General features: G+C 72.8%; 22 protein-coding genes and 1 pseudogene. 10 read left to right on the top strand and 13 right to left on the bottom strand.

The window, feature by feature from the left end:
* Positions 1 to 202 precede the first annotated feature (202 nt).
* On the bottom strand, positions 203 to 1,456 hold the full coding sequence (locus ACFPZJ_RS32380) for an FUSC family protein (RefSeq protein WP_381029122.1): 1,254 nt from the start codon (positions 1,454 to 1,456) through the stop codon (positions 203 to 205).
* A 625-nt stretch (positions 1,457 to 2,081) separates the two neighbouring features.
* The gene (locus ACFPZJ_RS32385; RefSeq protein ID WP_381029124.1) at positions 2,082 to 2,576 is read right to left on the bottom strand and encodes an FBP domain-containing protein; all 495 of its coding nucleotides are present in this window, start codon (positions 2,574 to 2,576) and stop codon (positions 2,082 to 2,084) included.
* A 135-nt stretch (positions 2,577 to 2,711) separates the two neighbouring features.
* On the opposite strand from ACFPZJ_RS32385, the gene ACFPZJ_RS32390 reads away from it, so the two are divergent.
* The 4 genes and pseudogenes from ACFPZJ_RS32390 (at position 2,712) to ACFPZJ_RS32405 (ending at position 6,021) form a co-directional block, all read left to right on the top strand.
* Positions 2,712 to 3,542, top strand: a complete 831-nt coding sequence (locus ACFPZJ_RS32390; protein ID WP_381029126.1) for a DUF3626 domain-containing protein — start codon at positions 2,712 to 2,714, stop codon at positions 3,540 to 3,542.
* A gap of 4 nt (positions 3,543 to 3,546) precedes the next feature.
* Positions 3,547 to 4,605, top strand: a pseudogene (locus ACFPZJ_RS32395) (ferredoxin reductase domain-containing protein); the annotation flags it as partial.
* Positions 4,569 to 5,540, top strand: a complete 972-nt coding sequence (locus tag ACFPZJ_RS32400) for a phosphotransferase family protein (protein ID WP_381029129.1) — start codon at positions 4,569 to 4,571, stop codon at positions 5,538 to 5,540. The pseudogene ACFPZJ_RS32395 and the gene ACFPZJ_RS32400, both read left to right, overlap by 37 nt.
* A gap of 76 nt (positions 5,541 to 5,616) precedes the next feature.
* Positions 5,617 to 6,021, top strand: a complete 405-nt coding sequence (locus ACFPZJ_RS32405) for a hypothetical protein (RefSeq protein WP_381029131.1) — start codon at positions 5,617 to 5,619, stop codon at positions 6,019 to 6,021.
* Positions 6,022 to 6,111: 90 nt separating this feature from the next.
* Here the strand turns inward: ACFPZJ_RS32405 and ACFPZJ_RS32410 are convergent, their stop codons facing one another.
* The 4 genes from ACFPZJ_RS32410 to ACFPZJ_RS32425 all read right to left on the bottom strand — a co-directional run bounded on the left by ACFPZJ_RS32410 (position 6,112) and on the right by ACFPZJ_RS32425 (position 10,632).
* Complete coding sequence (locus ACFPZJ_RS32410) at positions 6,112 to 7,140, bottom strand: SDR family oxidoreductase (RefSeq protein WP_381029134.1); 1,029 nt, start codon at positions 7,138 to 7,140, stop codon at positions 6,112 to 6,114.
* Positions 7,141 to 7,583: 443 nt separating this feature from the next.
* Entirely contained in the window at positions 7,584 to 8,795 is a 1,212-nt protein-coding gene (locus ACFPZJ_RS32415; RefSeq protein ID WP_381029136.1) for an FUSC family protein, read from the bottom strand.
* A gap of 100 nt (positions 8,796 to 8,895) precedes the next feature.
* Positions 8,896 to 9,552 carry an HAD family hydrolase gene (locus ACFPZJ_RS32420; RefSeq protein WP_381029139.1) on the bottom strand — a complete coding sequence of 219 codons (657 nt, stop codon included), beginning with the start codon at positions 9,550 to 9,552 and terminating at the stop codon, positions 8,896 to 8,898.
* Between the two features lie 39 nt (positions 9,553 to 9,591).
* Positions 9,592 to 10,632, bottom strand: coding sequence for a PHP domain-containing protein (locus tag ACFPZJ_RS32425; RefSeq protein ID WP_381029142.1), 1,041 nt, complete (start codon positions 10,630 to 10,632; stop codon positions 9,592 to 9,594).
* Between the two features lie 125 nt (positions 10,633 to 10,757).
* Between ACFPZJ_RS32425 and ACFPZJ_RS32430 the strand changes: the two genes are divergently transcribed.
* The 3 genes from ACFPZJ_RS32430 (at position 10,758) to ACFPZJ_RS32440 (ending at position 12,908) form a co-directional block, all read left to right on the top strand.
* Positions 10,758 to 11,567: an SDR family oxidoreductase gene (locus ACFPZJ_RS32430; RefSeq protein WP_381029145.1), complete on the top strand. Its 810-nt coding sequence runs from the start codon at positions 10,758 to 10,760 to the stop codon at positions 11,565 to 11,567.
* A gap of 10 nt (positions 11,568 to 11,577) precedes the next feature.
* Positions 11,578 to 12,594, top strand: a complete 1,017-nt coding sequence (locus ACFPZJ_RS32435; RefSeq protein ID WP_381029148.1) for a DNA topoisomerase IB — start codon at positions 11,578 to 11,580, stop codon at positions 12,592 to 12,594.
* Positions 12,595 to 12,671: 77 nt separating this feature from the next.
* Positions 12,672 to 12,908, top strand: a complete 237-nt coding sequence (locus tag ACFPZJ_RS32440; protein WP_381029150.1) for a hypothetical protein — start codon at positions 12,672 to 12,674, stop codon at positions 12,906 to 12,908.
* 177 nt (positions 12,909 to 13,085) lie between these two features.
* Here ACFPZJ_RS32440 and ACFPZJ_RS32445 read toward each other — a convergent pair whose 3' ends face one another.
* The 4 genes from ACFPZJ_RS32445 to ACFPZJ_RS32460 all read right to left on the bottom strand — a co-directional run bounded on the left by ACFPZJ_RS32445 (position 13,086) and on the right by ACFPZJ_RS32460 (position 15,626).
* Positions 13,086 to 13,613, bottom strand: a complete 528-nt coding sequence (locus ACFPZJ_RS32445; RefSeq protein WP_381029153.1) for a VanZ family protein — start codon at positions 13,611 to 13,613, stop codon at positions 13,086 to 13,088.
* An 86-nt stretch (positions 13,614 to 13,699) separates the two neighbouring features.
* Complete coding sequence (locus ACFPZJ_RS32450; protein ID WP_381029155.1) at positions 13,700 to 14,362, bottom strand: DUF4230 domain-containing protein; 663 nt, start codon at positions 14,360 to 14,362, stop codon at positions 13,700 to 13,702.
* A gap of 177 nt (positions 14,363 to 14,539) precedes the next feature.
* The gene (locus tag ACFPZJ_RS32455; RefSeq protein ID WP_381029158.1) at positions 14,540 to 14,920 is read right to left on the bottom strand and encodes an anti-sigma factor antagonist; all 381 of its coding nucleotides are present in this window, start codon (positions 14,918 to 14,920) and stop codon (positions 14,540 to 14,542) included.
* Between the two features lie 268 nt (positions 14,921 to 15,188).
* Positions 15,189 to 15,626, bottom strand: a complete 438-nt coding sequence (locus ACFPZJ_RS32460) for a MarR family winged helix-turn-helix transcriptional regulator (RefSeq protein WP_381029160.1) — start codon at positions 15,624 to 15,626, stop codon at positions 15,189 to 15,191.
* A 104-nt stretch (positions 15,627 to 15,730) separates the two neighbouring features.
* Here ACFPZJ_RS32460 and ACFPZJ_RS32465 point away from each other — a divergent pair, with 104 nt between their 5' ends.
* Complete coding sequence (locus ACFPZJ_RS32465; protein ID WP_381029163.1) at positions 15,731 to 17,185, top strand: aldehyde dehydrogenase family protein; 1,455 nt, start codon at positions 15,731 to 15,733, stop codon at positions 17,183 to 17,185.
* Between the two features lie 35 nt (positions 17,186 to 17,220).
* On the top strand, positions 17,221 to 18,327 hold the full coding sequence (locus ACFPZJ_RS32470) for an NAD(P)-dependent alcohol dehydrogenase (RefSeq protein ID WP_381029165.1): 1,107 nt from the start codon (positions 17,221 to 17,223) through the stop codon (positions 18,325 to 18,327).
* 7 nt (positions 18,328 to 18,334) lie between these two features.
* Here ACFPZJ_RS32470 and ACFPZJ_RS32475 read toward each other — a convergent pair whose 3' ends face one another.
* Positions 18,335 to 19,285 carry an NADP-dependent oxidoreductase gene (locus ACFPZJ_RS32475; protein ID WP_381029168.1) on the bottom strand — a complete coding sequence of 317 codons (951 nt, stop codon included), beginning with the start codon at positions 19,283 to 19,285 and terminating at the stop codon, positions 18,335 to 18,337.
* A gap of 73 nt (positions 19,286 to 19,358) precedes the next feature.
* Here ACFPZJ_RS32475 and ACFPZJ_RS32480 point away from each other — a divergent pair, with 73 nt between their 5' ends.
* Complete coding sequence (locus ACFPZJ_RS32480) at positions 19,359 to 20,303, top strand: GlxA family transcriptional regulator (RefSeq protein WP_381029171.1); 945 nt, start codon at positions 19,359 to 19,361, stop codon at positions 20,301 to 20,303.
* A 21-nt stretch (positions 20,304 to 20,324) separates the two neighbouring features.
* Here ACFPZJ_RS32480 and ACFPZJ_RS32485 read toward each other — a convergent pair whose 3' ends face one another.
* Both ACFPZJ_RS32485 and ACFPZJ_RS32490 read right to left on the bottom strand, forming a co-directional pair.
* A complete protein-coding gene (locus ACFPZJ_RS32485) occupies positions 20,325 to 20,615 on the bottom strand; it encodes a terpene synthase family protein (protein WP_381029174.1) in 291 nt (96 codons plus the stop codon).
* An 80-nt stretch (positions 20,616 to 20,695) separates the two neighbouring features.
* A complete protein-coding gene (locus ACFPZJ_RS32490; protein ID WP_381029177.1) occupies positions 20,696 to 20,830 on the bottom strand; it encodes a hypothetical protein in 135 nt (44 codons plus the stop codon).
* Between the last annotated feature and the right edge of the window lie 201 nt (positions 20,831 to 21,031).

Below are 21,031 nucleotides of genomic sequence, written 5' to 3' on the forward strand. Positions count from 1 at the left end.
GGTACCGGCGCTCTCCGGCATTCCGCGCCGGCCCCGGACCGACGCGTTCTTCGCCAGTCAGTGCCGATCCGTTCCGGCGCTTGGCGGCGTGCGGTGGGGATCCGTTCGGCGCTTGCCAGCTCGGTGCCGATCCGTCCCGGTGCTCTCCGGCGTCCGCAGCCCGTTCCGGCGCTTGCCGACGTCCGGCCCGTCCCGGCGCTCCCTAGTGAGAACGCCCGCCGATGCCCGCGCGGTTCCGCCACAGCCGATCCTGGACGCCCAGGCGCTCGCGCAGCCGGTTGAGGCCCGACAGCCGTTCGCGCTGCTCGCGCGTGTGGCGGTCCAGTTCCTCCAGCAGCCGGTGCGAACGGTGCTCGGTGTCGAGCTCGTCCAGGATGCGGTTGACCTCCGTCAGGACCGCGCCGTGCAGCTGCCACCGACGGGCGTCGCGCTGCACCTCCTCCAGCAGCAGCTGGGCCAGCTTGTCGCGGGTGGCCGCGGCCTGCCGCAGTTCGGCGGCGAGCCGTTCCTCGGCCGACTCGGCGTTCGCGCTCACGCTGGTGGTGACCAGCACCGCGAAGCTCACCACGGCGTTGGCGATCTCGGACAGCAGTTGCTCGATCGTCGCGCCGGTCTCCGACTCGAACAGCGGCTCCGGCTCCCGTTCCTTCGCGAGGTCCGTCAGGGTCCGTGCGAGCACCCGCAGGACGACCGTGCAGATCTCCAGAGTGTCCAGGCCGGTGCGCAGCACCACCCGGTGCAGCAGGCCCTCCCGCACCCGCGGGTTCAGCCGCAGACTGTCCTCGGCCTGCCGGAGCGCCGCGTCCACCTCGACGATGTCGTGGTCGAGGCGCCGCGCCTCGTGCAACTGCGCCGCCGCGCGGTCCACGGGCAGGCGGCCCGCCGCCTCCTCACCCATCCGCAGCATCAACTGCCGCAGGCGACGCGCCAGCCCCTCGATCGACTCGCCCGCCTCCTCCACCCACACCGGCGGAGCCAGCAGCAGATTGCAGCCGAGCCCGACGACCGCTCCGATCAGCGTCTCCACGATCCGGGCCCAGGCCGTGTCGCCGTGGGTGGTGACCCCGAGGACCAGCATCGCGCTGATCGCCACCTCGGGGACGTACTCGTCGACGCGGACCAGGTGTCCCACGGCCAGCGAGGCGAGGATCAGCAGCGCCAGGCTCCACCAGGTCAGACCGACCAGCAGGCTGAAGGCGATGGCGACGAGGACCCCCGCGACCACCGCGTTCACCCGGCGGATGCCGTTGGTGAGCGTGGCGTAGAGGGTGACCTGGACGACCAGCAGCGCGGTCAGGGGTGCGGTGAGCGGTGCGACCTCCGGGCTCAGCCGCAGGGCGATGACATAGGCGATCGTCGCCGCCGTGGCCGAACGGAACGCCTGGACGACCACAGGGTCCCGGCGCCGCTTCACGAACCTGACGGCGGGAGCCGTCCACTCACGTACCTGTTGCATCCTCTGGGCCGTTCCCTTTCACCAGGCGCATCGAACGTCCTCGTGAAGGACGGTAATCGGCCGAGGGAGCAACGGCAGCATTCGGCCAGGGGAAACAAGGCGGGTTCTCACACAATCCGCGCGACAGGGGGCCGTCTCGGCGCCGGGCGGGGTTGCGGCCCATGCGGCACGACGGTCTTCGGAACCGGCCTCACCAGGCGGTTCGGCACCGCAGGGGGCGGCACGGCGACAGTCCGAAGGCCTCGCCGCACACCGGGGCGAGTGGCAGCGGCGTGCGCATCAGGACAAGGTCCAGCAACCGGGTCGCGGCCTCACCACAGCGATCCGGCCAACGGCGCGACCGCCGACTGCTGGCGGTTGATCGCTGGCCGCCGACCGCTGAAGGGAGTGATCACTCGCCGCCAGCCGCCGACGGCTGATCGCCGGCCGCTGACCGTCAACGGCCGAGCCGTACCGGCGGACCGGTCCCTCCGCTCGCAGCGCGTGCCCCGCGGAACCGACGCCGTCCGGCAGTGGTGCCGGTACGCGCACGCGTGGCGGCCCGCACTGTGGCTACGTCGTCGACCCGTGGGCGGAGGGGCCAGGCTGCCGATCCGCAGCGGGCCCCGGCCGGGGCGAGTGGTCGTCAGGCGGACACCTTGTCGAGGAAGGCGGAGAGATTCCCCGTGGTGCGGGCGATCTGTTCCTTCAGGGTCAGGCTCTCCTCGAAGCGGGCCCCGGTCTCCGGGATCTTCTTGCCGCGGACGTAGAGGGAGCAGGCGAGGTCGGTGCACATGTACGCGCCGACCGAGTTGCCCTCCCGGCCGGCCGGGCCCGCCTTGCGCGCGGTCATCAGGGAGACGCCGCCCCTAGGGTGGGTCGTCAGACACAGGGAGCACATGCTGCGGTGCAGGAAGCCTCGCTGGGCCGGCTGGAAGCGCAGCGCCACTCCGACGAGCCGTCCCGCGTGTTCGGTGACGAGATAACTGCGGTCCGGGGCTCCTGGATCCCGCCAGCCGAGGAAGTCGAGGTCCTCCCAGGGGCGTTCACCGAGATCGCGCGGGACGGCCAGGCGCTTGGCCTCTCCCTTCGAGCAGTTGATGAACGAGGCGCGGATGTCCTGCTCGGTGAGGGATCTCATGGGGCGTCTCCGGGTCTTGAATTCCGAAACCTAGGGGGTCTAGGTTTCGTGGGCAGGGTAGACAGCCCGGACGAGGGGGAGCCAGTGGATTTTCGCGCTGTCGGGTCACGGCGGGCCCGGGCGGCATTGCGTCATGTGGCGGCACGCTCGGCGGGGCCACCGCTCGGCAGCGGGGCACGCGTCACCCTCAACTTCCATCCGGACCGGCTGGTGGGCGGGGTGCCGATTCTCACGGCGCTGGCGCAGGACGGCGCGTACCACTCGCAGTTCGTCACGGGCACCAGCAACGGCGGCCTCACCGCGTCACCGGGCGGCGACCGCTGGCGCTGGGAGAGCCGGATCTTCGGCGGGGCGTACGACGACGGGCCGCCGCACGAGCGGCCCGTGTACGGTGCGTTGAACTTCCGCCGTCAAGTGGTCGGCGCCGCACCACGTTTCGGCTCCTCGCACTTCCGGCTCACCGGGGAGACGCTCGCCCGCACCACGTTCTGCTATCCCGACAGCGCGGCCGAACCCGCCGACTTCGGCGTCGCGACCGGCATGTCCCTGGTCGAGTTGGCCGAGGCGGACGATCAGGACCCCCTGAACGACTACATCGAGGCCCAAGTGCACGGCGGTGTCGAGCTGGCCCGGGACGTGGAGGCGCTGGTGCTGGACGCCTGCTACCGCGGCACACCCGTCGAGGCCGAGGCCCGGCGCCTGCCGTGCCCCGTCGAGTGGCATCCCGGCTACCGGCTCACGGTGGCCGGACTGCGCCGTCACGCGGACTACCGGGGCCGGGAGTACGTCGAACTGGGCGCCCGCATCGCTCCCGACGGCCGTGTGGACCCGCGGGTCATCGGCGACGCCGCCCGTACCGGACTGTACGCGCTGCAGGACCTGAAGATGGTCTGGCACACCCTCGCCCGCTTCGGGGCTCCGGAGGGAGCGGGCACCGCCGCCTCCGCGACCATCGTCTCTTTGTGAGCGCGGCGCCGGCCTCGACGCCGTCCTGGACATCCGCCCCACCCGCCCGCGCCGTGACGGTCCCGCCATAGACCGGCCGGTGACGGCGCGTCAGCTCCTCGCGTACCACGTCGAGTTGCAGGAGCGCCCGAGCGGCGCCCAGCCGGCCGCGCTCGCCGCCGCCGACCCCTGCCCGCCCGAACGCGCGGCCCTCACCGCCCTCACCGACGACGACCCCCGCACCCTCGTGGAGATCCTGGAGGACCACCCCGCCCTGCGCGGCGCCCCGGACTGGCCGACGCTCCTGGACCTCCTCACCCCGTTGCGGCCCCGCCACTACTCCATCTCGTCCTCGCCCGCCGTCGACCCCGGCCACGCGGACCTCATGGTCTCCCTGCTGGAGGCCCCCGCCCGGTCCGGCAGGGGCCGGTACCGCGGCACCGGGTCCGGCCACCTCGCCGCCGTCGAGCCCGGCGACACGGTGCACGCCCGTGTCCAGCCGTGCCGGGAGGCCTTCCGCATCGAGACCTCCCGCGCCTCCGACGTCTTGGAGGGCTTCGACGGGTCCGACGGCACGGACGGCACCGAGGGCTCCGCACCGGTCGTCATGGTCGCGGCCGGCACCGGCCTCGCCCCGTTCCGCGGCGCGATCGCCGACCGTACGGCGGCCCTCGCCGCGGGCGCCGAACTCGCTCCCGCCCTCTGCTACTTCGGCTGTGACGCCCCCGACGCCGACTTCCTGCACGCCGAGGAACTGCGCGCCGCCGAGGCCGCCGGAGCCGTCTCGCTCCGCCCCGCCTTCAGCGCCGCCCCCGAGGGCGGGGTGCGGTTCGCGCAGCACCGCATCGCCGCCGAGGCCGACGAGGTGTAAGGCCTGCTGAACGCCGGAGCCCGGGTGTACGACTGCGGCGACGGTACCCGCATGGCACCCGGCGTGCGGGAGGCGTTCCGTACGCTGTACCGCAAGCATGTGCCGGACGTGAGTGAGGCGGACGCCGAGCGGTGGCTCCGCGGCCGGCTGACGAGAAGGGGAGGGGTGGGCGCACGGTGGTGGACTCCTGGGAACGGGCCCGGCACGCCCTGACGGCGGCGGGCCTGCCGCCCGACCGGCTCGCCCGCCTGCGCCCCCTCACCGGCGGCACCTACAACACCGTCGAGGAGCTGCGCCTCACCGACGGCACCCGCTACGTGCTGAAGATCCCGCCGACGGCCGCCACACCCGGCCTGCGCTACGAGCGGCAACTCCTCATCTCCGAGGCGGAGTTCTACCGCGCGGCGGCGCGGGCCGATGTGCCGGCACCACGCGTGCTGGCCTCCGACACGGCGTTCCTGCTGATGACGGCCTGCCCCGGCGACCCCTGGGACGGCTCGCTCACGAACACCGAACGGTGCGCCCTCCGGGCCGAGTTGGGCCGTCAGACGGCCCGCCTCCACGACCTGACCGGCCCCGGTTTCGGCTACCCCTCCGGGGCCCTCGGCCCGCTCGCCCCCGACTGGCGGACGGCGTTCAGCACGATGTTCCAGGCCGTCCTGGACGACGCCCGGCAGTACCGGCCCGCGCTGCCCCGTCCCCTGGACGCCATCGCCCACACCGCCCGCGCCGCGTACGACGCCCTCGACGAGGTCGCCACGCCGCGCCTGGTCCACTTCGACCTGTGGCCGGGCAACATCCTGGTCGACCGCTCGCGGGGGGAGGCCCGCATCGGAGGTCTCATCGACGGGGAGCGCATGTTCTGGGGCGACCCCCTCGCCGAGTTCGTCTCCCTCGCGCTGCTGGACGACATCAGACGGGACGAGACGTTCCTGGCGGGCTACCGGCAGGCCGGCGGCCGGGCCCGTTTCGCCCCGGCGGCCTGCCTGCGCCTCGCGCTGTACCGCGCCTACCTCTACCTGATCATGCTCACCGAGACGGTCCCGCGGGCGGTCGGGGAGGACCATGAGCGCTGGGTACGGGACGCCGTCGCGCCCGAACTCGTCTCGGCCCTGGACGAGATCGACGATCTTGCCCGAGCCCGCTGAGGTTTCGCAGGTCATCGCGGAGGTACTCGCGTGGCGCCCGGACACCGGAGGACGGGCGACACGAAGGGAGTACGCCGTGACCGACCACCGCATCGACGCACCGGGCGAGAACGGCGCCCCCATCCCGCGGGACCTGCCGGACCAGCAGGCCACCGAGGGGGAGGACCCCTGGGAGGTCGCTCCCGGCCAGGCCGCCGGGGACACCGGCCGGCGGGACGGGTCCACGGAGGCGCAGTCGGCGCAGCCGACGGGCTCGCAGTCCACGCAATCGCAGCCCGCGGAAGCCACGGATTCCCAGGAGACCCAGGGACCCCGGGAAAGCGAAGAGCCGCGGGAAGCCGAAGAGTCCCGGGAAACCGGGCAATCCGTCCCGGACACCGACGTCCCCGACACCGACGAGGCGGGGACGGGCCGGGAGGGGGCACCGTACTCGGGCAGCGTCCACCCCGAGCAGCCGGTGCCGGACGAGCCCTCCGGCTGACCACCCCTCCATCCCCCTGAGCACCCGCCCGCAGGGCCCGGCCCGGCCGGGCCCTGCGGGCGGCGTCGGCGCGTCGGCCCGCCGTCCGGGTCAGCCCACCTTCCGTCCCCGCAGCGGCTCCGTCCGCGCCCCGGCGCCCTCCTGCACTCCCTGGAGGAACTCCTCCAGCACCTCCGTCGCCGTACGCTGCGGCCGCCAGCCGAGCTCCGCACGCGCGCGTGTGCAGTCCATGAGCGGAAGCCGCAGCACCGCGTCGAAGAGGTGCGGGGAGGCGGGCAGCAGGTGCAGGCCCCAGGCGGCGGCGATCGCCGAGCGGGCCGCGGTACGGGGCAGCTTCACCGGGCGGGCCCCCAGCATCTCGCCGAGCAGTTCCGCGTCGACCGGCGGCTCGGCCGCCAGGTTGAAGGCGCCCCGGACGTCGGAGCGCACCGCGAGCCGGTACGCGTTCGCCGCGTCGTCGGTGTGCAGCGCCTGCACCCGCAGCCCCGGGATGTCCGGGAGGAAGGGCAGCAGGTCGGGGCGCATCAGCGGCCCCGGCAGGAAGCGGCCCCCGAAGATACGGCGCTGCTCGCTCGCCGACTGGCGCTTGAACAGGAAAGCGGGCCGCATCCTCACCACGCGGATCTCGGCGTGCTCCCGCTCGAACGTGTCCAGGGCACGCTCCAGATAGGCCTTCTCCCGGCAGTAGGCGGCATCCGGCCAGCCGTGCGTCGGCCACGACTCGTCCACGGCGTGGTCCTTCGGCCCCGGCGAGTACGCGCCGACCGAGGAGGCGTGCACCAGTGCCGGCACCCCGGCCGCCGCGACCGCCTCGAAGACCCGCATGCTGCCGAGCACGTTCGTGCTCCAAGTCACCGCCGGGTCGTGCGTCGGCTGGAACGCCCAGGCCAGATGGATCACCGCGTCCGCGCCCGAGAACTGCTCGACGAGGTCGGTCTCCTCGGTGGCCAGGTCGACCGCGGACCACTCGGTCCCGGGCGGCGACCACTCGGGGATCCGCCGGGCCAGCCCCAGCACGGAGCCGACCTCCGGATCCTCGGAGAGGACATGTACGACGCTGGTGCCGACGTTCCCGGTGGCGCCCGTGACGACGATCCTCATGCCCGTTCGGCTGCTCACCTTGCGCTCCTCTCGGGGGTTGGCTCGCAGAGCTGACCGAGTACCCGGGCTGGGGGATCGCACCCGGAGCCGGGACGGCCCCTGGGCCGCACGGCCCAGGGCCTGTGATGATCCCCGGATGAGCGAGATCATCCTGAAGGACGCGGACTGGAGGACACGGCGTGGAGGACACGGACCGGAAAAATCTGGGCCGCGGGAGGACCCGCCCGGGAGAAGGCAAAAGCCCCGACCGGACGGGGGAATCGCGGTCGGGGCGGCTAGGTGGTGGGTACGGATGGCGGTCGCCTCTCGGCGAAAGGCTCCACAGGGCTTCAGCCGAACGATCGTCCCTGTGGGCAAAAGGTGAGGCCCCGGGGACACTGTCCCATCCGTACCCACGGCTTGTTCAACGGGCAACCACCTGTCGGTGTTCCGCGCTTCGGCCGCCCCGCGGGTGATGCTCGTCACGTGCCCCGGGCATCCGGTACGGCCTCGGCCCACAGGTTCTCGGCCTGCAGCAGCAGCGTGCCCAGGACGGCCGTCGGCGCGGCGCCCTGCCCGGCGTGCTCACGCAGTTCCTCCTGAAGGTGCCGGTGCAGCTCCCGCCTGGCCTCCTCGGCCCTGTCGTCCTCGGGGGTTCCCGCGCCGTCGTCGAGGAGGCGGCGGGCCTCCGCCTGACAGGCGTCGCCGATCAGCTCCAGCAGGCGGGCGTACGAGCCGAGGGCCCGGCCGTCGGGCGGGGCGGGCGTCCGGTTCTCGTCGGCGGCCACCGTCAGCGTCCGGATCAGCGCCGTGACATGGCCGGTGAGGCGGCCGAACCGCTCGTCCTCGTCCGCCGGGGGCAGGGCCGCCCGCGGCGCGCGGTGCAACGCGCGCAGCGGGCCGGAGGTCAGCCGCAGACTCTCCCGGCTCCAGCGGCGGGCGGCGCGCAGCGCGTCCAGGCGGCGCTCCAGCCGCGCCGAGGCGCTGAGCCAGCCGGCCGTGCTGCGCGCGTCCCACGCGTTCTCCCGCAGGTCTGCGGCGACGGTGTGCAGCACGTCGCCCGCCTCCCGGGGCAGCGCGGCCAGGTTCTCGCGCACGTCCCGCAGATGGATCGGCGGCAGGACCAGCGCGTTCACCGCGACGCCGATGACCGCGCCGAGCGCCGCCTGCCCCACGCGGTGCCCGACGGCGGACGCGCTGACGGTGCCCGAGGCCAGTGTGAACAGGGCGGTGGTGGCCGCGTAGATGCCCTGGTCGCCGAAGCGGTGCCAGTTCGCCAGCAGCATCAGCACCGGTATCGACAGGGCGAGCGCGCCCGTCGTGTCACCGGTGAGCGCCTGCGCCGCCGACGCCAGCAGTGTCCCGACGCAGATCGCCGCGAACTGCCGCGCCCCCTGCACCAGCGAGCTGTAGACGGTGGCCTGCACCAGGACCAGCGCCACCCAGGGCGCCATCAGCGCCAGCGGGTCGCCGAGCCAGACGCCCGCCACCAGCCAGGCCAGCAGCGCCGCCCCCGCGGCCTTCAGCGACTGCACGACCAGGTCGCGCTCCCGCCCCGGCTCCCGCACGGCGGCCCGGGTGGCCCGCTGTACGGCCCGCGCCTCGCGCCGTACGGCCTCCACCGCCCGCGCCGCCCGGGCCGTCGGCCCGGCAGCGTCCGTCTGTCCTCGTACACCGTCCGTCACACCCGTCATGCGCTGCGGGTATCCCCCTGACCGGGGGTTTCACGCGGGTGTGACCAGCCACGCGGGCCGGAGCCGCCGGCCGGGCGTTGTCCCTGCCCGGCCCGGAATGTCACGCCAAGGGGCTGTCCGCCAGCGAGGCGAGGAGGTGGGCGGGATCGTCGTAGATCGCGTCCGCGCCGGCCCGCTCCAGGTCGGTGCGCGGGATGCCGCCGCACAGGACGCCCACGCAGCGCACCCCGGCCCTGCTGCCCGCGCGCATGTCCCACACGGTGTCACCGACGAACACCGCCCGCTCGGCGGGCACACCGGCCAGTTCCAGTGCGTGCTCGACGGGCTCGGGCGCGGGCTTGCCCTCGTCGACGTCGTCGGCACTGGCGGTGGCGGTGATGGCGTCGTCGGCGTCGATCGCCCGGCGCAGCGCGCTCAGCTCCGCGCCGCCCGCCGAGGTGGCCAGCACGACCCGCCGACCGGCGCGGTGCAGGTGCCGCAGCAGGTCCCCGGCGGCGGGCAGCGCGGGCAGGCGGTCGAAGTACTGGCCGTACAGCGCCTTGTGGGCGGCGCTCAGCTCGGCGTCCTGGTCCTTGTCCCGGTCGTCGCCGAGCAGGTGGGCGATCAGGTCGGTGGAGGCGAGGCCCACGGCGCGGTGGACGGCGTGCATCGGCACCCGGTGTCCGGCCTGCCGGAACGCCTCCCACCACGCCGTCACATGCAGGTGGTTGGTGTCGACCAGAGTGCCGTCGACGTCGAACACGGCCGCCCGTTCCATGCGTGGGGTCCTTCCTGTCGGTGCCCCCCGGGTACCACGTCAGCGGTCCGCCACTCGAGACGGCACCCGCTGCTCCCGCGTCCAGGCCAGCAGTTCCTCCAGCGTCCAGGTGGTGACGACCCGCTCGGGCGGCACGTCGCACTCCTCCGCCCGCGCGCACCCGTTGATCTGCCAGTCCAGCTGGCCCGGCGCGTGCGCGTCCGTGTCGATCGAGAACAGCACGCCCGCGTCCACCGCCCGGCGCAGCAGGCGGCGCGGCGGGTCCAGCCGCTCGGGCCGGCTGTTGATCTCCAGGGCCGTGCCGGTCTCGGCGCACGCCGCGAACACCTCGTCCGCGTCGAACTCCGACTCGGGCCGCCCCCGCCCGCTCACCAGCCGCCCCGTGCAGTGCCCGAGCACGTCGGAGTGCGGGTCGCGGACCGCGGCCACCATGCGGCGGGTCATCGACCGGGCGTCCATGCGCAGCTTGGAGTGCACGGACACCACCACGACGTCGAGCCGCTCCAGCAGCTCCGGCTCCTGGTCGAGGGAGCCGTCCTCGAGGATGTCGCACTCGATGCCGGTCAACAGCCGGAACGGCGCCCACGTCTCGTTCAGCTCCGCCACCACCTCCAGCTGCTGCCGCAGCCGGTCGGCGGACAGACCACGCGCCACGGTCAGCCGCGGCGAGTGGTCGGTCAGCACCGTCCACTCGTGGCCGAGGCGCGCCGCGGCCCGGCCCATCTCCTCGATCGGGCTGCCGCCGTCCGACCAGTCGGAGTGCACGTGGCAGTCGCCGCGCAGCAGCGCCCGCAGCCGTTCCCCGCCGCGCACCGCGGGCTGCTCCCCGGCCTCCTCCTCCAGCTTCCGAAGATACCCGGGCACCTCTCCGGCCAGGGCCTCCCGCACCACCTGCGCGGTCTTCGGGCCGACCCCCCGGAGCGTCTCCAGGGACCCGCCCGCCGCCCGCTCGCTCACCTCGTCCGCACCGAGCTCCGTGAGCACCCGCGCCGCGGTGCGGAAGGCGCGTACGCGGTACGTGGGCGCCAGGGACCGCTCCAGCAGGAAGGCGATCCGGTCCAGGGCCTCGACGGGATCCATCGTCACCTCCTGGCTCCCAGAGTTCCCCAGCGCCGCCCGGGCCGCACGACGGGCGATCGGTTTGTCCGGTATCCGGCCGGGTACCTCGATGCGTCGTCCCCGCCGCGCCGAGGAGGAGGCCCGTCATGCCCGAACCCATCGCAGCCCGCACCAAGGTCGCCGTGATCACCGGTGCCGACTCCGGCATCGGCAAGGCCACCGCCGTACGCCTGGCCCGGGCGGGCATGGACATCGGCATCACCTATCACAGCGACCTCAAGGGCGCGGAGGAGACGGCGGAGGAGGTCCGGACACACGGACAGCGGGCCGAGGTGGTCCACATGGACCTCACCCGGCTGCCCGAGGCCGCGAACGCCGTCGACCAGCTGTGCGACCGCCTCGGCCGCGTCGACGTGCTGGTCAACAACGCGGGCACGGGCACCATGACGCCCTTCCTGGACCTGAAGCTCGACGATGTCCGCGAGGTCCTCGACGTCGACCTGGTCGGCCCGTTCCTGTGCGGGCAGAGGGCGGCCCGGCACATGATCCGGCAGGGTGAGGGCGGCCGGATCGTCAACGTCACCTCCGTCCACGAGCACCAGCCGCGCGTCGGCGCCGCCCCGTACTGCGCGGCCAAGGGCGGCCTCGGTCTGCTGACGCAGGTCATGGCGCTGGAACTCGCCGAGCACGGGATCAGCGTCAACGCGGTGGCGCCCGGTGAGATCTCCACACCCATGACCGGCCAGGAGGACACCGATCCGCACACCGAGAGCCGCCCCGGCGTGCCCCTGGGGCGGCCCGGCGACGCCAGGGAGGTCGCCGCCGTCATCGCTTTCCTGGCGAGCGCGGACGCCTCCTACGTCACCGGTGCGTCCTGGAGCGTGGACGGCGGCATGCTCCGGATGGGACCGCAGGCCGGATCGCACCTGACGAGCGACGACTGGCGGCGTCCCTGAGCGGGCCGCCGTGCGCCTGCGCACCAGCTCCTGCGACCAGCCGGGGTTCCGCCGCGTCCGCCACGGGCGCGGCTTCCGCTACCTCGACCTGGACGGGGAGCGGCTCACCGATCCCGAGCACCTCGCCCGGATCAGGGCCCTGACCATCCCGCCCGCCTGGCGCGACGTGTGGATCTGCCGGTGGCCCAACGGCCATCTGCAGGCCGTCGGCACCGACGACGCCGGGCGCCGCCAGTACCTCTACCACGAGGAGTTCCGCGCCCAGCAGGAGCAGGCCAAACACGAGCACGTCCGGCAGGTCGCGCGGACCCTGCCGGAGCTGCGCGCGAAGGTGGCCCTCGACCTGGCCGGGCGGGGTCTGAGCCGGTCCCGGGTCACCGCCTGCGCCGTACGCCTGCTCGACTTGGGGTTCTTCCGGATCGGCAGCGACCGGCACACGCGGGACAACGAGACGTACGGCCTGACGACGATGCTGCGCGAGCACGTCACCTGCGGCCGCGGCGAGATCGCGTTCAGCTACCCCGCCAAAGGCGGCACCGAAATCGTCCGGGCCCTCGTGGACGAGCAGGTGCACGCCGTCGTCCGGGCCCTGCTGCGGCGCCGGCGCGGCGGGGAGCGGCTGTTCCGCTTCTGGGAGCGGGGCGCCTGGAGCGACCTGCACGGCGACGATCTGAACGAGGCGTTGCGCCGCCTGTCCGGCACGGACATCACCGCCAAGGACTTCCGCACCTGGCACGCGACCGTCCTCGCCGCGGTCGCCCTCGCCGTCACGGCCAAGGACGGCCGGGCCACCCCGGCGGCCCGGCGACGCCAGATCAGCCGGGCGGTCCGCGAGGTCAGCCACTACCTCGGGAACACGCCCGCCGTCTGCCGCTCCTCCTACATCGACCCGCGCGTCTTCGAACTGTTCGAGCAGGGGCAGACCGTCGCGTCCGCGCTGACCCGGCTGGGCGAGCACGGGGACTTCGGACGCCCGGCCACGCAGGGCGCCGTGGAGGCGGCGGTACTGGAACTCCTCGGCGGCTGACCCGTGCGGCCCGCCGGGTACGAGCCCGGACACCCCTGGACGCCGCGCTACCGCCGGTCCGGTTCTACGCTCTATGCATGACCGAAATCGCCAGCCCGCACATCTCCCACCCACGGATCATGGTGCTCGGGGTCCAGCCGGGCACACCGCCGTTCCGGATCGTCGAGATCGACGGTCAGGTGGTCGGCGAGGCGAAGACCGTCACCGACGTCCTCCAGGCCGCCGCCGCGTTCGGTATCACGGTCCATGACCTGGACGACCCGGAGGTGGTCCGCTGGGTGGGCGGAGACAAGTTCACCTGGACCGTGCACTGATCACCCGGAGGACGCCCGGCGGAGTCGACCGCGGCCCCGGCGGGCCCGTCGGAAGGTGGCCCGGAACGCCACGGGCGCGGCGGGCCCGTGCCGGTTGCGTCGTGGAGCGGCCAGGGCGGCGGACACACCGGCCAGGGCCCGTGGGCAGGCCCGGCCGGTACCAGCAGGGCGTGCGGCTCAGGAGTCCGCCGCCGCCCGGGGTGCCGTCTTGCGCGCGTGCACCGCGCGGCTCAGCCGTCGCCCCAGCAGCAGGTAACCGACCAGCGCTCCCGCGGTGTTGAGGATGACGTCGTCGATGTCGAAGGCGCGCCCGGTGATGAGCGAGCCCTGGGCGAACTCCACCATCAGCATGACGACGGCGGTCAGCAGCAGCACGCGCAGGATCCCGCGCGTGCGCGGCGCGAGGACCGGCACCAGCACCCCGAACGGGATGCCGAGGAGGAGGTTGCCGCCGATCTGCCGGACGGCGTCCCGCAGTTCGGGCTGGTCCAGATAGGCCCGCAAGGAGCGGCCCGGACGCAGGTTGGTGTGCGTCAGCGCCTCCGAGGCGGGGGAGGGCTCCAGGGTCAGCCGTGCCAGTACCACCGCGAACACGACCATGAACGTGAACGCGCACAGCATCGCCAGCAGACGGATCGGCAGCGGCAGCGGACGCCGTTCGCGCCCGGACCTGCCGGTACGGGGACGTGAGGCTGTACGGGCCATGAGGTCCTCGTCCTCCAGTCTTCAACTTCCCTGCGTCACCAGCCGGTTACCCCTTTCCGCGCCGACGATGCCGCCGCCGGGCCGGGTCAGTTCCCGTACGAGACCTTCACCTCCTTGAAGCCGAGGGACCGCAGCAGGCCCTGGAGCATCTCGGTGGTGTTCGCCTCGGCACGGGCGGTCAGCCCGCTCTCCTCGGCCGCGTCGCCGATGTGCCGTACGGCGAGTTTCTGCACGGCCTGCTCGCTGTTGGGGTTGTCCGAGAAGAGGTCGCCGATGCGGTCGAGCAGACCGCGCTGCTTGGAGACCGCGTAGGAGCGTTGGGGGTCGAGGGCCGGCTTGCCCAGTTGCGCGTGGGGCAGCCGGAGCGTGGCGGACGTACGGTCGTCGTCGACCTTGACGTCGTTCTTCCCTACCTTCCCCAGGTCCACGTAGGCGTCCACGGTGCCCGCGCCGACGTAGAGGGTGCGGCTGCCGCGGATCGCGTCGGGCAGGTACTTGGCGTCCTTCTCCAGGTCCACGACGATCTGGAAGGTGCCGGAGGCGGCGTCGTAGCGGCTGATGTCCTGGATGGACTCCAGGAGTGCGGGGCCCGAGCGGTCCCTGGTCTCGGTTCCGAAGAGGTCCTTCAGACCGGGAAGCACGCTCAGCGCCATCCCGGCCAACAGCACGGCCGGCACGAGCACGACCGCGCTCACCACCTTCACCCAGGTGGGTACGCGCCTCGGTGTGCGTGTGACGGGAGTCGTCATGGCGGCGGCCCTCCTTCCTACCGTCTGAATGCCCGCCATCCCCCGGGCCAGACCGCCCGGCGCGTGTTTCCCGCGAACTCAGTGTGTTCTGGCCGGAGCTGTCGTACACCGCGCAGGTGCAGGAGCCGGAAAGCCTGACCAGGCGGCGCCACCCGGCAGCCTTGTCCGCCGGGCGACTCAGACCGGGCCGGACGTGGCCTCGGGCAGGGTCATGGCCGCGTCCAGCGTCGGCTGCGGGGGCAGCAGGCGTGCCAGGCCGGTGATGCGCAGGACGCGCAGGGTCAGCGGGTGGGTGCAGACGAGCAGTACCCGGCCGTGCCGTTCGAGCACCCGGCTGCGGGCCCGGTAGAGCAGCCGCAGGCCGGAGCAGTCGAAGAACTCGACCCGCGTGAGGTCGATCACGACCCGGGCCTCGGGTCGGGCCGTCGCCCGGTCCAGGTGCGGGGCGATCTCGGCGGCCGCGGCGATGTCGATCTCACCGCGGAACTCCAGCACCGTGTGCCCCCGGTCCTGGCGGATGCGCAGGTGCCGGGAGAGCGGTGCAGGTTCCTGCCGCACGACGACATCGCCTCCAGCCTGCTCCGTGCGTGGGGGAGGGGAGCGACCCACAACCGGTCCCCGTCCTGCAAGTTACCCTTGGCCGACTGCATTTGAGCATGTTCGAATGACATATGTCTTTGAATTGCGACCGAGTTCCGGCCACGTTTGCGCGGGTGCGTACGCGGGCGTGTAGCGGGGCGTGCGTGCGGGGGTGCGGGAGTGCGTCCGAAGCTCTTCTGCGATCCCCCCGGTGGGGCCGCCCCCGTGAATACGAAGGCCCGCGGGGCTACGACAGCGCGTGCCAGGCCTTGGCGAGCGCCTGACGGAACTGCTCGGTCTGGTGGGCCGTGAGGTCACGCACCATCCGCTCCTCCAGCTCGCGCACGGGCCCGGCGTGCAGCGCCAGCAGCTCGCGCCCGGCGTCGGTCAGCAGGATCAGCAGTTCACGGCGGTTGCGCGGATTGCGCTCCCGGCGGACCAGCCCGCGGCTGTCCAGCGACCGTACGAGGTCGGCGATGGACTGGGCGGTGACGAACGAGTCCCTGGCCAGCTGGGCCGCCGACAAGCCGTCGTGCCGCTCCAGGACGGTCAGCGCCGTGTACTGAAGTGCGGTGATCCCCGACGGTCTGACCAGCTCGTCCAGATGTGAGCGCACGACGAGTTCCACCTGCTTGACCATGTAGAGCAGGGAAGGGGGCGCCTTGGTCGCCTGGGTGCCGAGCATGGGTTCAGCCTAGAGCATTGACAGGAAACCTGTCTGTAATGAGACTGCGAATCAGACAGGAATCCTGTTTGTTGAAATCTTGGCGACGACGCTGAGGAGTGGCGATGACCACCTTCGAGAGGGAACCCGGACAGCTGTTCGTCGGGGGGCAGTGGCGCGGGGCCGCCGACGGCGCGCGGACCGAGGTGGTCGACCCGTCCCGGGGCACGGTCGTCACCACCGTCGCGGAGGCCGGCCCCGCCGATGTCGACGCGGCCGTGCGTGCCGCCCGGGACGCCTTCGAGGACGGCGCCTGGTCCGGTCTGAGCGGCCGGGAGCGGGGCCGGGTGCTCCACAGCGTCGCCCAGCTGATCCGGGAGAACGCGGACGAGATCGCCGAGCTGGAGAGCCTGGACGTCGGCAAGCCGATCACCCTGTGCGGTGCCGTGGACGTGACAAACGCGGCCAACGACTACGAGTACTTCGCCGCCCTCGCCTACGGCCTGGACGGCGCCACGCGTGACACCCCCATGAACGCCCTCGCCTACACCCGCCGCGAGCCGCTCGGCGTGGTCGCCGCGATCACTCCCTTCAACTTCCCGCTGATCCTGGCCGGTTCCAAGCTCGGCCCGGCGCTCGCGGCCGGCAACACGGTCGTCCACAAGCCCGCCGACGAGACCCCGCTCAGCGCCCTCTACATGGCCCGGCTGCTCCAGGAGGCCGGCGTACCGGACGGCGTGGTCAACGTCGTCACCGGCACCGGCCCGGTGGCCGGCGAGGCGCTGCTGCGCCACCGGGGCGTCGACAAGGTCGCCTTCACCGGCTCCACCGCCACCGGACGGCACGTCGCGAGCGTCGCGGGGGAGGCGCTCAAGCCCGTCACCATGGAGCTCGGCGGCAACGCCGCCCACATCGTGTTCGAGGACGCCGACCTGGAGAAGGCGGTCGGCGCGGTCATCAAGGGCTTCGTCTTCAACACCGGCCAGTTCTGCATGGGCGGCCCGCGCCTGCTGGTGGCCCGCTCGGTGTACCCGACCCTGCTCGGCATCCTCGCCGAGGCCGTGCCCGGCGTACCCGTCGGCGACCCGCGCGACCCGAAGACCGTGGTCGGGCCGATGGCGGCGGAGAAGCACCTGAAGAAGGTCGAGGAGTACGTCGCCCTCGCCCGCAAGGAGGGCGCCCGGGTCCTGTGCGGCGGCGAACGGCTCGACCTGAACGGCGGCTACTACTACCGGCCCACCGTCATCGCCGACCTGGCGAACGACTCGCGGGTCGTGCAGGAGGAGATCTTCGGCCCGGTCCTGACCGTGCAGCCCTTCGACACCGAGGACGAGGCGGTCGAACTCGCCAACTCCACGCCCTACGGGCTGGCGTCGGGCGTCCAGACGTCCAACCTGGCGCGCGCCCACCGGATCGCCGACCGGCTCCAGGCCGGCATCGTCTGGGTCAACGACTGGGCGATGCTCGATCCCGCGGTTCCCTTCGGCGGCGTCAAGGACTCCGGCCACGGCCGCGAGTACGGGCCCGAGGCCCTCGCCGGTTACACCAAGGTCAAGTCCGTCGTCGTCTCGCTCGACTGAGCACTCGCCTGCCCTGCCAAGGAGTTGTCCGTACGATGCCCACCACCACCCGTGCCGCCGTCGTCGAGTCCGGCGGCGCGCCCTTCACCCTCTCCGACGTCGTCCTCGACGAGCCCGGCCCGCACGAGGCGCTGGTCCGGATGGTCGCGACCGGCCTGTGCCACACCGACCTCGGGGTGGCGAGCGGCGGACTGCCGTTCCCGTTGCCCGGGGTCCTCGGCCACGAGGGCGCGGGCGTCGTCGAGGCCGTCGGCCCGGCCGTCACCGGCGTTCTGCCCGGCGACCACGTCCTGCTGTCCTTCACCTCCTGCGGCTCCTGCCGCAACTGCCGTGGCGGGCACCCGGCGTACTGCGCGACGTGGTTGCCGCTGAACCTGATCGGCGGCCGTCGCGCCGACGGCACCAGCACCATCAGCCGGGGCGGCGAGCCTCTCGGCGGCCACTTCTTCGGCCAGTCGTCCTTCGCCGAGCGGGCGATCGCGGACGAGCGCAGCCTGGTCAGGATCGATCCGGACGTACCGCTGGAATCCGTCGCCCCGCTGGGCTGCGGTGTGCAGACCGGGGTCGGCGCCGTCTGGAATGTGCTGAAGCCGGTCACCGGGAGCACGGTCGTCGTCCTCGGCGCGGGCGCCGTCGGCCTGTCCGCCGTGATGGCCGCCGCCCTCACCCCGGCCACCACCGTCGTCGCCGTCGACCGGGTCGCCGAACGCCTGTCGCTGGCCCGCGAGTTGGGTGCCACTCACACCGTCGACACGAGCGGGACCGACCTCGCCGGGGCGCTCGCCGAGATCACCGGCGGCCAGGGCGCCGACGGCGTCGTGGAGACCACGGGCCACGTCGGCGTGCTGCGCCAGGGCGTCGACGCGCTCGCCGCCCGCGGCACCCTGGTCGTCGTCGGCGCCCCGCCCTTCGGCACCGAGGTTGCCCTGGACGTCAACGGGCTGCTCGGCGGCAAGCGGATCGTCGGGCTGACGCTCGGCGACAGCGAGACGCAGACCACGATCCCGTCCCTGGCCCGGCTGGTGAAGGACGGGCGGCTTCCGCTGCACCGCCTGATCAGCACCTACCCGTTCGCGGACATCGACCAGGCGGTGCGGGACATGAGCACGGGCAAGGCGATCAAGCCCGTGCTCACGTTCTGAGTTCCGCTCAGTCGACGACCAGCATCAGCTTCCCGGTAGTGCGGCCGGTGTCGCCCAGCGCGTGCGCCTCGGCGGCATCGGCCAGCGGGAAGGTCCGTGCGACCTCGGCGCGCAGCCTGCCCTCCTCGATGAGCCGGGCGATCGCCTCCATACCGGTGCGGTCGGCGTCGACCAGCATGCGCACCGCCCGGACACCGAGGCGCTCGGCCTCCCGCGGGAAGTCGTCGGACCCCACCGGCAGGATCGACACCACCACCCCGCCCGGGCGCAGCACCCGCAGCGAGCGCACGGCGTAGTCGCCGCCGACCGTGTCCAGTACGACGTCGACGTCCTTCACGGCCTCGGCGAAGTCCGTCTCCCGGTAGTCGACCGGCTCGTCCACGCCGATGCTCCGCAGGAAGCCGTGCTTGCCGGCGCTCGCGGTGCCGATGACGTACGCGCCCCGTGCCTTGGCGATCTGCACGGCCACGTGCCCGACCCCGCCGGCCGCCGCGTGGATCAGGACGCGCTGTCCCGGCCGGACGTCCGCGTGCTCGGTGAGGGCCTGCCACGCGGTGAGCGAGACCAGCGGCAGCGCGCCCGCCTGCGTGTGGTCGATCCCGGCCGGCTTGTGGGTGAAGGCGCGCGCCGGGCCGGTGACGTACTCGGCGTGCGAGCCGTGCCCGAACGGGTAGGGCAGCATGCCGAACACCTCGTCACCCGGCGCGAACCGGGCGACGCCGATGCCGACCGCCTCCACCACGCCGGAGACGTCCCAGCCGAGCACGAACGGCGGCTCGCCGAGGAAGCCGCCGTTCGCGCGGTGCTTCCAGTCGGTCGGGTTGACCCCGGCGGCGCGCACCCGCACGAGCACCTCGTTGGGCCGCGCCGCGGGGCGCTCCACCTCCACTTCCCTGAGGACCTCGGGACCGCCGAGGACGTCCTGGCTGATGGCTCGCATCGTGTTCTGACCGCTCATGGTGGAACAGCCTGCCGGGAAGCCTCGCGCCCTGGGAAGTGGCATGATTGCCACCCTCCGATAGGATCGTGCCATGCGGCGTGAGCGAGTGGTGGTCCTGGCCCTCGACGGGGTGTACCCGTTCGAGCTCGGCATCCCCAGCCGGATCCTCGGCGCCGCCGACGGCCGGTACGAGGTGCTGACCTGCACCGTGGATGGCCAACCCGTGCGCACCGAGGCGGACTTCACCGTCACCGCCGAACACGGCCCGGCGATCCTCGCCACCGCCGACACCGTGGTGATCGCGCCCGTCGCACCGTCCCACCTGCCCGACGAGCTGCCGGACGAGGTCGCCGATGCCCTCGCGCTGATCCGCCCGGAAGCCCGCATCGTCTCCATCTGCACCGGCGCCTTCGTGCTCGCCGCGGCCGGGCTCCTGGACGGACGCAGGGCGACCACGCACTGGCAGCTCGCCGGACTGTTCCGGCGCAGGTACCCGCACGTCCGACTCGACCCGGACGTCCTCTTCGTCGACGACGGCCGCATCCTGACCTCCGCCGGAGCCGCCTCCGGCGTCGACGTCTGCCTCCACCTCGTCCGCGAGGACCACGGCAGTCATCTGGCCAACACCGTCGCCCGTCGCTGCGTGGTCCCGCCGTTCCGGGACGGCGGCCAGGCCCAGTACATCGAACAGCCGGTCCCCGAGCAGGGCGCCGCCAGTACCGCCGCCACCCGCGCCTGGGCCCTGGAGCGCCTCGGCGAGCCGCTCACCCTGGCCGACCTCGCCGCTCACGCCCGGATGAGCCTGCGCACCTTCGCCCGCCGTTTCCAGGGCGAAGTGGGTGTGAGTCCCGGCCGCTGGCTGATCCAGCAGCGCGTCGCCCGTGCCCGACACCTGCTGGAGACCAGCGATCTGACGGTGGATCAGATCGCCGGGCACGTCGGCTTCGCCACCGGAGCCTCGCTGCGCCAGCACCTGCACGCGGCGATCGGCGTCTCGCCGCAGGCCTACCGCCGTACGTTCCAGACCGCCCGCTGACCGCCGACAGTCACCGGCTGTTCAACCGAACTGCCGTCCAAAGATAGTTGTCGTGCTGTCACCTGCTGGAACCAAACGGCCCCAGGTGGCAGCGAACCCCGTCTGCCAGGTCAGGGACATGCCATCAGAGGGGTGTTTCCAGACCTTTGCCCAGGCCAGGGTTATCGGGCAGACCACGCGCGGCGTGCTGCCCGGCGGCCGCAGCGGCGTGACGATGAGCTCCCGGGCGACCTTTGCTGTCCGGTCCGCCCGGCCGGGCCGGCCGGCGTCGAACTGGTCGTCGAAGAGGAACGCCAACGAGAACCAGTTCATCAGGACGACCATGTCGTCCGCCGACGCGTGCGGATACGTACGGGCGGGGGCCTGCGGGAGGTCCCAGGACCTGTACTCCTCTACTCCTCGAACCCGGCCCTGCTGCGCACCAGGCCGATGTCCCACAGCCGGCGCAGATGCCGCGCCCGGGCGTACTCAAGATGCCCGCTGACGGGCGTGTCGAAGGGCAGGTCGAACCGGACGCCCTGAGGCATGCGCTTCTTTTCGGGAGACAGAAACGCTAAGCCCCCACCCCTGCGAGCGAAGAGTCCAGATGACCGCCCGACACTCGAACTCGGCTTCCTGGCAGGGAAGTTGAACCGAGAAGCGGTACCAGGCCGCCCGGGGCGTGAATGAGCCATTCCGTGGCCCGGCCGTGTGATCTCCGTTACTGCTGAAACCTTTTGAGCTGTGTG

Origin of the sequence: Streptomyces bullii, assembly GCF_042657145.1 — a bacterium.
Classification (GTDB): domain Bacteria; phylum Actinomycetota; class Actinomycetes; order Streptomycetales; family Streptomycetaceae; genus Streptomyces; species Streptomyces bullii.